Genomic DNA, 11,513 nt, shown 5'->3' with positions numbered 1-11,513 from the left:
TCCGTTCACTCCCCAGAACGGCTCGCCGAGGTCGAGGACCTACTCAACAACCGTCCCCGTAGGACCCTCGGATGGGATACTCCTCTGAAGGCATACGACAAGACGCTCGTTGCGATGACCGCTTGAGACCGCCTACATTCGCGCGCACGTGCGGCGTAGCCGCCTGAAACCGCGAACCCACCTCGAACAGCATGCCTTCGCGGTGCGCCGCAGCGGTCAACTGCGCACCGATGGGCATGCCCGACGACGGATGGAACCCGACGGGCAGGGCCAGCGTCGGGCCGTCGTGCAGCGACCACGGATAGCTGAACTGCCCCATCCGCCGCGACTGCTCAATCACTCCACTGCCGCCGTCGATCAGCGGCACGTCCACCGGCATCGTCGGCGTCAACACGACGTCGACGTCCGAGAACAACCCTGCCAGTCCGGCGCGGTACTCGTCACGGCCTCGCAGAGCCGCCAACCGCTGTTCTTCGGTGATTGTCAGCCCCAACGAAATCCGCTCCAACGTCGCCGGCTGGAACAACTCGGGCGACGTCTCGAGACGCTTCCGATGGCGGGCAGCGAGATCCGAGTAGATCAGCGTGTAGACGATGTCCTGCGCCGACGCCGCACCCGGCACCTCGATCGGCACGAGCGAATAACCGAGAGCCGCCAACTCACACGCAGCAGCGGAGACCGCGTCGGAAATCGCCGGATCGACGTCGTCGGTGATGAACACCGTCGGAACCCCGATACGACGCGCCGTCCCTCCGAGATCCGACGTCGTCGACAACACCGAGAACAGCCGCGCCACATCGTCGACGGTGCGCGCCATCGGCCCGACGGTGTCGAAATCCTCGCTGACGGGATAGACGCCGTCGTTGCTGATCGCACCCCACGTCGGACGCAGGCCCGTGACACCGCACGCCGACGCCGGAAGCCGCACGGACCCACCGGTATCGGTGCCGAGGGACGCGTCGACGAGCCCAGCGGCGACGGCCGATCCCGAACCGCCGCTCGACCCACCCGGCACCCGAGCGAGATCCCACGGGTTTCGCGGCACCGGCCCGGCCGTGTTCTGCGACGTCACGCCGACGGCGAATTCCGCCATGTTGAGCTTGGCTGTGATTCGCGCACCGGCCCGGATCAACCGGGTGACGACGTCCGCATCCGCCGACGCGACATCGTCTTCGAAAAACCGTGACCCACAGGTCGATACGACGCCCTGGACATCGATGTTGTCCTTGACGCCGATGCGCATGCCCGCCAGCGGCCCCGAAGAACTCCCGGCGCGGTCACACCAGGTGATGACCGCGCCGAGATCGGTCAGGCCGCGCTCCCTGCGCGCAGGCCCGCCGTCGCGTCCTCGTCGACGACCCACTTCTCGGTATCCACGACGACACCGTAGTCGCGTCGTGCATCCTCAGCCGTCAGGTACTCGTCCCAGACGTCGCTGAGCACCTGGAACGGGTCACGCTTGAACGGATCACCGAAGCCACCGCCGGACGGCAGCTTGATCTCCAGCGTGTCGCCTGCCTTGATCGTTTCCTGAGTGACCTTGGAGTACAACACTTCCTCGCGATCCGTTCCCGCGTTGCGCGTGAACGAGCCGGATACACCGTCGTGACCGCCGAGCGCACCGGCGGGTGCGTCGGAACGGTTGTCGGCCTCGGATCCGAGGAACGTGTTGGTCTCCATGAGCCACTTGCGCACGCTACCGATGCCGCCACGCCACTGACCGGGAGCGGGCGGCTCGTCACGCAGCTCGTACCGCAGAGCCCGCATCGCGTGGTTGAGCTCGAGCTCCTCGATGGGGTTGTTACGGGTGTTGGCCATCAGCGCGTCGACGGCGTCCATGCCGTCCTTGCCGTTGCGGCCACCGTACGAGCCCTCGTTGATCTCGATGTACACCCAGTACGACTCGCCGTCCGGCGCGATGCCCGAATACGCGATGGCGCACAGCGCAGCCGAGGAACCGGCGATGGAGTGATCCGGCAGCACCGGAGCCAGCGCCAGGTTGATCGAGTCGAACACGCGGTTGACCTGTGAGAACCGAGCGAAGCACGACGCCGGGAAGTCCGGGTTGAAGATAGTGCCTTCCGGTGCGTAGGCCTTGACCGGGCGGAAGCAGCCGTCGTTCTGGGGAACGAATTCTTCGGTGATGTCCTCGTCGAGGAGGATCGTGCGGATCGCCGACACGGCGACCGGGAGCACCGAGCCCTCGAACGGCACGTTGAACGCCGTCGGCACCTGGCTGTTGGATCCGGTGAGGTCGATGAGGATGTCCTCGCCCTCCACCTGAACACGTACGGCCACAGCCAACGGCTCGCCGCGGTTCTTGCCGTCGTCGTCGAGGTAACCGATGGGCGCGGAGTAGCTGCCGTCGGGAATCTCCCGAATCTTGGTGCGCAGCATGTTCTCCGAGTAGTCCATCCACCGCTCGCCTGCGCTCATGACGGTGTCGAGGCCGTACTTCTCGAGCAGTTCGGTGAAGCGCTTCTCGCCGATGCGCGAGCACGCGATGAGGGCTTCGAGGTCACCGCGGTTCTGCTCGGGCGTGCGAACGTTGTCGAGGATGTGCTGGATGAGGTAGTCGTTGCGGACTCCGGCCTCGTAGATCTTCATCGAGTCCATGAGCTTGCCCTCGGCCCAGACGTCGACGACGTCCATGCACAGGCCGGGGAAGTTACCGCCGACGTCGGAGACGTGGCCGGTGCAGCCGGCGAATCCGATGTGCTCACCCTGCCAGAAGATCGGGATGATGACGCCGTAGTCGGGCGAGTGCGCCGCACCGTGGTACGGGTGGTTGTGCAGAATCACGTCGCCGGGCTTGTACGTCCCCGCGAGTCGACGGTTCACACCGCGGATGTAGGCGGGAATCGAACCACAGTGCATGGGAGTGGAATCCGACTCGCACAGTTCGCGGCCGTTGACGTCGAAGATGCCTGCGCCGAGGTCCTCGGACTCGCGGATGAGGCTCGAGTACGCCATGCGGTAGAGAACCTGGGCCATCTCCTTGGCCATCGACTGGAGTGCACCACCGATGACGCGCAACGTGATCGGATCGACCTCGACGTCGTTCCACGTGCGCGTGGCTTCGCCCGCGAGCGATACACCGGTCTTGGGCATCAGCGCCTTGCTCATGCGGGCTTCCTCTCGATGATGATGTGGCCGACAGCGTCGACGTATGCGTGCTGGTTCATGCCGATGATGGTGGTGGAGTCGAACTGTTCGACGATGGCAGGACCGTCGATCTTGTTGCCCGCGAGCAACTTTGAGCGTTCGTAGACGGGGGTCTCGACCCACTCCGGCTTCGCGGTTTCGTTCGCCCAGAACAGTGCCTGCGTCGTGGTCTTGATCGCGGCCGACGCGTCGTCGCCGCCCTTCTCGATCTCGGCGATGCGGACGTGAGGGACAGCGCCGACACCCGTGACGCGCACGTTGATCAGCTGCACCGGCTTGTCGTCGAACCGCTGCGAGTACGTGCGGCCGTGCGCCTCGTGGAATGCCTCGGCGGTCGTCTTGACCCAGACGTCGTCGATTTCACCGTCGGGTGCGGACACGCGAAGCTCGTAGCCCTGTCCGACGTAGCGGCAGTCGACGCTGCGTTCGAGCGAGATGTCCTCTGGGGCAACACCGTCCGCTTCGAGCTGCGCGATGGCCTGCTTCGACAGGCGGTCGATCTGCTCGGAGATCAGCTCGACGTTCGGGTCGGCCGACGACGTCCATACCGTGGTGGGCATCTCGTAGCGAATGTCGGTGGTCAACAGGCCGACTGCCGACGTGATGCCCGGGTGGCCGGGAACGATCACGCGCGGAATGCCGAGCTGGTCGGCGATCTGCCACGCGAACAGCGGTCCGGCGCCGCCCTCGGCGATCAGCGAGAAGTCGCGTGGGTCATAGCCTTTGCGCACGGAGTGCAGGCTGATGGCCTCGGTCATCGAGTGCGCGAGGATCTTGAAGATGCCCATCGCGGCCTCGTCGACCGGGGTCTCGAGCTTGTCGGCGATGTGGGTCTGGATTGCTTCACGCGCCAGTTCCGGCTTGACCTCCATGGTGCCGGACAGGAAGCTGTTCTCCCGCAGCCAGCCCATCATGACCATCGCGTCGGTCGACGTCGGCTCGGTGCCTCCGCGGTTGTAGCAGGCGGGTCCGGGAACGGCACCTGCAGAACGTGGGCCGACGCGGAACATGCCACCGTCGTCGACGACGGCGATCGAGCCGCCGCCCGCGCCGATCGTGTCGACCTCGGCCATCGGCACCATCGCGTGGTAGTCGCCGATACGGGTGTCGAGCAGGTGCTTCATACGCAGTGCACCGTCGGGTGCGACACCGACGTCGGCCGACGTGCCACCCACGTCGAGTGTGATGACGCTCGGGAATCCGGATGCCTTGCCGATGGCGCAGCCACCGAGCAGGCCGGCGATGACGCCACTGGTGAGCAGCGACACGGGAATCTCGCTGGCGCTACGCGAGGTGACGAGGCCACCGGCCGACGTCATCAGGTGCACGTCCTCGCCGACCTGGGCAGCACTTGCCTTGCCCGCCAGGTTCTCGATGTATTTCGAAGTCTTCGGGCCGATGAATGCATTCAATGCGGCCGTCGAAAAGCGTTCGTACTCACGGTATTGCGGCGCGACTTCGCTGGAGAGCGAGATGAAGACCTCGGGGAACTCCTCGAGAATGATCTCCTTGACGCGTCGCTCGTGCGTCGGATTGCGGTACGAATGCAGGAATGCGACGGCAATCGCCTGCACGCCACGGTCTTTCAGCAGGCGCACCTGCTCACGGACGGCGTCCTCGTCGAGCGGCGTCAGGACGTTGCCCGCGGCGTCGATGCGTTCGGGCACGACCCGACGGTTGCGGCGCGGCACGAGCTGCCACTTCTGCCACGGTAGGTCCTGGTAGTTCGAGTAATTGAGCGGACGCTTCTTACGCGCGATGTGCAGGAGGTCGCGGAACCCTTCGGTGGTGATCATGCCGACGTCGCAGCCGTTGTGCTCGAGCACGATGTTCGTCGCGACGGTGGTGCCGTGGAAGAACATGTCGATCTCGGACGGGTCGATTCCGGCGCGTTCGGCGAGAACCTGAATGCCGTCCATGGTTCCGATCGACGGATCGTGATTGGTCGACGGTGTCTTGTGGACCACCACGGTGCCGTCGTCGTCCCACAGCACGAGGTCGGTGAACGTACCGCCGACGTCGACTCCGATTCGTTTCATCCTAGGTTCCATTTCTGCCGGCGCTCGCGGTGGAGCGGAGGGGCTGACGTGCAATGCGTCGACCCCGAAAAGTGTCGGGTTCACCGTGCGAAGGTGACTGGTGTCATAGTGCCTGTCGCCCGATAGGAAAGCAATACCTCAGATGTTTCGATCATGAAAACTCGGTTTCGGCGCCCGAAAGGTCCGATCCAGACATCGTGCGCGTTCAAAAGGCGGATGATTAAACGGCGCTGATGTTCAGGACGAATCGCATCACTCGGGATAGGCTCGTGCCCGCACCGGCCCCTGCACGAAAAGGATCGCGACGTGACCGATACGACCGCCGACGTGGCGCCGAAGAGCGGCCCGGCATACGCCGTTCTGGCCGCGCGCCTGCGCGAGCGAATCCTGTCCGGCGAACTCCAACCCGGCGCCCGACTTCCCGGCGACGCCGAGTTGAGCGCCGAATTCGGCGTCGGCCGCAGCACGATTCGGGAAGCCCTACGGTCGCTGGCCAGCCAGAACCTCATTCTCACGACGCGTGGCGTCACCGGCGGCAGCTTCGTCGCCGAACCGAGCGTGGGGCACATCAGCGCTCACCTCGAGACGGGCGTCGCGCTGATGGCTGCCGCCGAAGCGGTCACCGTCGACCAGCTCATGGAAGTCCGCAACCTCATGGAGGTCCCGGCAGCGGGTATCGCAGCGTTCCGTCGCACGGACGAACATCTCGAACAGCTGCATGCGGCCATGTTCGACCCCTCGGGTGCGCAGGGCCCGGAAACGTACAAACAGAACCAGGAGTTCCACCTCGTCCTGCTGCGTGCCGCCCAGAATCCCCTGCTCGAGCTCATCACGGCACCGGTGTTTCGTGTCCTGTCCAGTCGTTTCGGGCGCGATCATGCGCCCGACGGGTTCTGGCAGTGCGTCGATCACGACCACCGCGCGATTCTCGACGTCGTCGTCGCCGGCGATTCGATGAGCGCGATGGATCTGATGCGCAAGCACCTCGACCACCTCGGCGACTCGTACCGGCAGATGGATCGGCTGCGCGCCGAGTAAATATCTGCTCTTTCCGCCCAGTTTCTCCGCGGTTCGACGGCGATAGTGACCCTTGACACCTTAAACATCAGATGTTTATGGTTCAGTGGAAGGCATTCGCCGAACCAACCTGAGGAGACACGGTGGCAACCCATCCGGCCGTTCTAGGGCGCTTCTTCGAGGATTACGTCGTGGGTGACGTGTACCAACACCCCCTGGGACGGACGATCTCCGAAACCGACAACACGTGGGTCACGCTGCTGTCGATGAACACCAACCAGAATCATTTCAACGCCCACCTCGCGGCGCAGAACCCGATCACCGAGGGACGCGTCATCGTCAACTCGGGTCTGACTGTTGCTGTGGTGCTGGGCATTTCGGTACTCGACATGAGTCAGAACGCGATCTCGAACCTCGCGTTCACCGACATCAAGATGTCGCATCCGGTCTACGCCGGTGACACCATCTACGCCGAGAGCCTGTGCACCGGACTGCGCAAGTCCGAGTCGCGGCCGTACTCGGGAATCGTCTCGATGATCACCCGCGGACTGAATCAGGATGGCGTGGAGGTCATTTCGTGGAAGCGCTCCGTCATGGTCGCGACGCGCGAGAGCGGCATCGGCCAGAACTACTTCCCCCAGGCCAAGAACGGCCCGCTGCAGCTGCCGGAGACGAAAGGCACCGAATCATGAGGCCACTCGAAGACGTCCGCATCATCTCGCTCGAACAGTACGGCGCCGGCCCGTTCGGCAGCGTCCACCTCGCCGATCTCGGTGCGGACGTCATCAAGATCGAAGACCCGAACGTCGGCGGCGACGTCGGGCGCTACGTGCCCCCGTACAACCAGGGTGAGGACTCGCTGTTCTTCGAGACCTTCAACCGCAACAAGCGCAGCCTGTCGCTCGACCTTTCGACGCCTGCAGGTCGCGCCGTGTTCGAGGATCTCGTGCGCGGCGCCGACGCGGTCTACTCGAACCTGCGCGGCGACGTTCCGAAGAAGATCGGAATCACGTACGACGACCTGAAACACCTCAATCCCGCGATCGTGTGCTGCAGCCTGACCGGCTTCGGCATGACCGGCCCGCGCGCGAAAGAGCCTGGCTACGACTACATTCTGCAGGGACTTGCTGGTTGGATGGACGTCACCGGCGATCCCGACGGCCCGCCCACCAAGTCGGGTCTGTCGCTCGTCGACTATTCGGGAGGCTTCGTCGCGGCGATCAGTTTGCTGTCCGGTCTTCATGCTGCGCGACGCGACGGCGTCGGCGGCGACTGCGACGTCTCGCTCTACGACACGGCGATGTCGCTGCTCACCTACCCGGCGACGTGGCACCTGAACGCGGGATTCGAGCCGGTACGGACGAAGAACTCGGCGCACCCGTCGCTGGTTCCGTTCCAGGCGTTCGAAGCGAGCGACGGCTGGCTCATCGTCGGCTGCGCCAAGGAGAAGTTCTGGGAGCGCCTGGTCGTCGCCATCGGGCGACCGGAACTCGGCGAGGACCCGCGATTCACGTCGTTCGCACTGCGCGGCACCAACCAGGGTGAGCTTCTCCCGATCCTCGAAGAAGTCTTCGTGACCGACACCGTCGAACACTGGTTGTCGCTGCTGCGTCCGGCGGGCGTTCCGTCCGGTCCGGTGAACAACATCGAGCAGGCACTGAACGAACCGCACACGCTCGCACGGGATCTCATCGTCGAGACCTCCCACCCGGTGTACGACACCATCCGCCAGGTCGCCTCGCCGGTGAACTTCGGAGCCGAGAAGCCGGAGTACCGTCGGGCACCGCAGCGCAACGAGCACTTCCAGGAAGTCCTCGACTCTCTCGGGTACGACGCCGACCGCGTCGCCGAACTCGATGCCGCAGGTGCATTCGGGAAAGCCGGTGTCCGGGTATGACGTCGCGTGACCTTGCCGAGTGGGCAGTGGGCGTCGGCGATCTGCCCGACGACGTCCGGCACGCAGCTGCGCGGCACATGCTCGACGGCGTCGGAAATGCCATTGCTGCAGCACGATTCGGCAGCGGCACCGCGGGATGGACCGTCGCGAATGCTCTCGGTGGCCCAGGCGAAGCTCGGCCGTTGACCGGCTCGGCGGGTCTTTCAGCACCCGCCGCCGCCATGGCGACGGCCGTGCTGATACACGCCCTCGATTTCGACGACACCCACGCCGGTGCCCTAGTTCACCCGACCGTGGTGTCGCTACCTGCGGCATTCGCTGTCGGGCAGGAGACGGGAGCGACGGGGGCAGAGATCCTGACCGCCTTCGCTCTCGGTCTCGAAACCGCCTGCCGCCTCGGCGCCGTCACTCCACACGGCTTCCATGCGCGTGGAATGCACGCATCGGGCGTCGTGGGAACGTTGTCGTCGGCACTCGTCGCCGGACGCTTGATGGGCTTCGAGTCGTCGGTTCTGGTGCACGCGTTGGGTATCGCGGGCTCGTCGAGCGCCGGTCTGCTCGAGTTCCTCGACAGCGACGCAGACACCAAGTCCCTGCATCCGGGATCGGCGAGCTTCAACGGCATTCTCGCTGCACGGCTCGCTGCGGCGGGCGCCAGCGGACCCGCGTCGGTACTGGAGGGCAAGCGCGGACTGTACGCCGCACTCTCGGACCGCCCCGCGGATCTGTCGGTTCTGACGAACGACCTCGGCAGCACCTGGGAGGCCACGCGCATCGGCATCAAGCCGTATCCCAGCTGCCAGCTGATGCACGTGACGCTCGACGCCGTGAACGCTGCCGGAGCGTCTGCCGACGAGGTCGCCGACATCGAGGTGTTCGTTCACCCCGATTCGAAGCACATCGTCTGCGGCCCCAACGCCGGAGTCGCCGCACCGCGCAGCACGTACGACGGCAAGTTCGACTTGCCGTGGTCCGTCGCCGCATTGCTGCACGACGGCGCCGTCACAGTCGAGACGTACACTCCCGAATCGATTGCACGCGAGAAGATCCTGCAGACCGCGCGCAAGGTGCGCGTCAACGACATGATGTACGACGGGCCTGCCGCGTCCGCACCCGGGCGGGCACTGATCACTCTCGACGACGGCCGCATCCTCGAAGGCCGCGTCGACGGTAGCCGCGGCAGCGCTGCATTCCCGCTCGACGACGACGCACTGCGGAACAAGTTCGACGCGAACTGCGGTTCGCACTCTCGCGCACAGGAATTGGCCGACCGGATCTTCGGCCTGGCCGACGAACCCGACCTCACCGCGGTGCTGGACCTGGCCGCCGACATTTCCCGATAGGACATCTCCCGTGGATTTCACCTACACCGAAGATCAGCTCGAATTCCGTAAAGCTCTGCGCCACTTCGTCGACAAGGAGATCGTCCCTGTCGCGAACGAGTGGGAGAAGAGCGGCCGCTATCCCACCGAGATCGTCGACCACATGAAGGCCATGGGTCTGTTCGGCATCACCACACCCGAAGAGTACGGCGGCATCGACCTCGACAAGGTGTCGTTCACGCTCGTGTACGAAGAGTTGGCGCGTGGCTGGATGGGCATTGCAGGAATCGTCGGTAGCCACAACCTGTCGTGCTGGATGATCAACAAGCACGGCACCGACGAGCAGAAGCAGAACCTGTTGCCCAAGTTGGCAACCGGTGAATGGCGTACCGGCGTCGGCCTGACCGAACCCGGCGCCGGAACCGACCTGCAGGGCATCAAGACCACCGCCAAGCGCGACGGCGACCACTACATCGTCAACGGTGCGAAGACGTGGATCACCAACGCTCGCCACGCGAACGTACTGCCCGTGCTCGTGAAGACCGATCCGACCGCGACTCCCCCGCACAAGGGCATGAGCCTGCTGCTGATCGACACGAGCACCGACGGCTTCGAAGTGCAGCGCGACATGGGCAAGCTCGGCTACAAGGGCACCGAGTCCTGCGAGATCCTGCTCGACAACGTCCGCGTTCCGGTCGACGCTCTGCTCGGTGGCGTCGAAGGCCGTGGTCTGCAGCAAGCACTCTCGGGACTCGAGATCGGACGCCTGAACATCGCCGGCCGAAGCGTCGGAATCGCACAGGCGGCCTACGACGCGGCGTTGCAGTACGCCCGCGAGCGCACCGCATTCGGTCAGCCCATCGCCGACTTCCAGGCCATTCAGCTGAAGATCGCGGACATCGCCACCCAACTGCAGGCCGCACGCTTGATGACGTACTGGGCCGCGTCGCAGGCCGATTCGGGCAAGCGCGTCGACATGGAAGCCGGCATGGCGAAGTACTTCGCGTCGGAGACTGCGATCACCGCAAGCCTCGAAGCGATGCGCATCCACGGCGGCTATGGCTATTCGACGGAGTTCGTCGTCGAACGTCTGTACCGTGACGCACCGCTGATGGCCATCGGTGAGGGCACCAACGACATCATGCGGACGGTCATCGCGAAGTCCCTCGTCGCCGGTAGTGGAGTCATCGGGTGAGCGGTGCGCTGACCTACCTCTACGTACCGGGCACCATGCCCGAACGGTTCGACAAGGCGCTCGCGTCGGGGGCCGACGCCGTCGTACTCGATCTCGAAGACGCGGTTGCGTTGGCCGACAAGGAGACTGCGCGACGCACAGTCGCGGAGTGGGTGGCGCAGTGCATGCCCGGCGACGTCGAGGTCTGGGTTCGCGTCAATCCCGGCGATCTGGACGACGTTCGGGCCGTCGCCGGTCCCCGATTGACCGGTGTGTGGTTGCCGAAGGTCGGGTCGGCGGCGGAGGTCACGCGGGTCGCCGACGTCCTGGACGAGGTGTGCCCTGAGGCGGCCGTCTCGGCCATGATCGAAACCGCAGGCGGAGTCTTCGAGGCGTTGGCCATTGCCAGGGCGCCGCGCATGAGGTTCCTGCAGATCGGCGAGGTGGATCTGGCGGCCGACCTGGGTGTGGACGGTTCGCACGATTCGTTGCTGTTCGCACGTAGTCAGGTCGTCGCGGCCTCCGTCGCGGCCGGCGTCGAACCGCCACTGGCTGCGGTGTCGCGGAACTTCCGTGACCTGGACGAGTTCGAATCCGACACCCGAAAACTCGCCGGGCTCGGATTCGTCGGGCGGGCCTGCATCCATCCGGCGCAGGTGGCGGCGTCACGAAAGGTTTTCGTGCCGACCGTCGACGAGGTTCAGGATGCGTACGCCGTTCTGGAAGCGCTGGCGACAACGGGTGTCGCCGTCGACTCCCGCGGCTTCCTGATCGACGAGGCAGTTGCACGTCAGGCGCGGCGGGTGGTGGCGCTCCACGCCCCGTGAGTGGGAATGTATAGCGGGCTATACATTCCCACGCACGGCCTGCATCACCGACTCGGTCCCGCAGGCTCCTGG

General features: G+C 65.1%; 9 protein-coding genes. 6 read left to right on the top strand and 3 right to left on the bottom strand.

Going from position 1 to position 11,513, the window contains the following annotated elements; genetic code table 11:
- Nucleotides 1-43: 43 nt before the first annotated feature.
- The 3 genes from A3K89_RS21725 to A3K89_RS21715 are packed head-to-tail and all read right to left on the bottom strand — an operon-like array spanning nt 44 to nt 5,204.
- Nucleotides 44-1,363, bottom strand: a complete 1,320-nt coding sequence (locus A3K89_RS21725) for an amidase (protein ID WP_254303626.1) — start codon at nt 1,361-1,363, stop codon at nt 44-46.
- Nucleotides 1,309-3,126, bottom strand: coding sequence for a hydantoinase B/oxoprolinase family protein (locus A3K89_RS21720; protein ID WP_068430539.1), 1,818 nt, complete (start codon nt 3,124-3,126; stop codon nt 1,309-1,311). The genes A3K89_RS21725 and A3K89_RS21720 overlap by 55 nt, the downstream gene beginning before the upstream one ends.
- Complete coding sequence (locus A3K89_RS21715; RefSeq protein ID WP_068430536.1) at nt 3,123-5,204, bottom strand: hydantoinase/oxoprolinase family protein; 2,082 nt, start codon at nt 5,202-5,204, stop codon at nt 3,123-3,125. Before A3K89_RS21715 ends, A3K89_RS21720 begins: the two co-directional genes overlap by 4 nt.
- Before the next feature lie 306 nt (nt 5,205-5,510).
- On the opposite strand from A3K89_RS21715, the gene A3K89_RS21710 reads away from it, so the two are divergent.
- The 6 genes from A3K89_RS21710 (at nt 5,511) to A3K89_RS21685 (ending at nt 11,441) form a co-directional block, all read left to right on the top strand.
- On the top strand, nt 5,511-6,242 hold the full coding sequence (locus tag A3K89_RS21710; protein ID WP_174551487.1) for a FadR/GntR family transcriptional regulator: 732 nt from the start codon (nt 5,511-5,513) through the stop codon (nt 6,240-6,242).
- Between the two features lie 122 nt (nt 6,243-6,364).
- Entirely contained in the window at nt 6,365-6,913 is a 549-nt protein-coding gene (locus A3K89_RS21705; protein ID WP_068430530.1) for a MaoC family dehydratase, read from the top strand.
- Nucleotides 6,910-8,118, top strand: a complete 1,209-nt coding sequence (locus A3K89_RS21700) for a CaiB/BaiF CoA transferase family protein (protein WP_068430526.1) — start codon at nt 6,910-6,912, stop codon at nt 8,116-8,118. The genes A3K89_RS21705 and A3K89_RS21700 overlap by 4 nt, the downstream gene beginning before the upstream one ends.
- On the top strand, nt 8,115-9,461 hold the full coding sequence (locus A3K89_RS21695; protein ID WP_068430522.1) for an MmgE/PrpD family protein: 1,347 nt from the start codon (nt 8,115-8,117) through the stop codon (nt 9,459-9,461). Before A3K89_RS21700 ends, A3K89_RS21695 begins: the two co-directional genes overlap by 4 nt.
- 10 nt (nt 9,462-9,471) lie before the next feature.
- The gene (locus A3K89_RS21690) at nt 9,472-10,635 is read left to right on the top strand and encodes an acyl-CoA dehydrogenase family protein (protein ID WP_068430519.1); all 1,164 of its coding nucleotides are present in this window, start codon (nt 9,472-9,474) and stop codon (nt 10,633-10,635) included.
- Complete coding sequence (locus A3K89_RS21685; RefSeq protein ID WP_084423961.1) at nt 10,632-11,441, top strand: HpcH/HpaI aldolase/citrate lyase family protein; 810 nt, start codon at nt 10,632-10,634, stop codon at nt 11,439-11,441. The genes A3K89_RS21690 and A3K89_RS21685 overlap by 4 nt, the downstream gene beginning before the upstream one ends.
- Nucleotides 11,442-11,513: the final 72 nt, after the last annotated feature.

It is taken from the genome of Rhodococcoides kyotonense (genome assembly GCF_001645385.1).
Taxonomy (GTDB): domain Bacteria; phylum Actinomycetota; class Actinomycetes; order Mycobacteriales; family Mycobacteriaceae; genus Rhodococcoides; species Rhodococcoides kyotonensis_B.
This window is presented reverse-complemented; position numbering and strand designations above follow the sequence as displayed.

Excerpts from the sequence above, each read along its gene's own strand:
- A3K89_RS21720 (WP_068430539.1), bottom strand. The coding sequence starts at position 3,126 with ATGAGCAAGGCGCTGATGCCCAAGACCGGTGTATCGCTCGCGGGCGAA.
- A3K89_RS21715 (WP_068430536.1), bottom strand. The coding sequence starts at position 5,204 with ATGAAACGAATCGGAGTCGACGTCGGCGGTACGTTCACCGACCTCGTG.
- A3K89_RS21700 (WP_068430526.1), top strand. The coding sequence starts at position 6,910 with ATGAGGCCACTCGAAGACGTCCGCATCATCTCGCTCGAACAGTACGGC.
- A3K89_RS21695 (WP_068430522.1), top strand. The coding sequence starts at position 8,115 with ATGACGTCGCGTGACCTTGCCGAGTGGGCAGTGGGCGTCGGCGATCTG.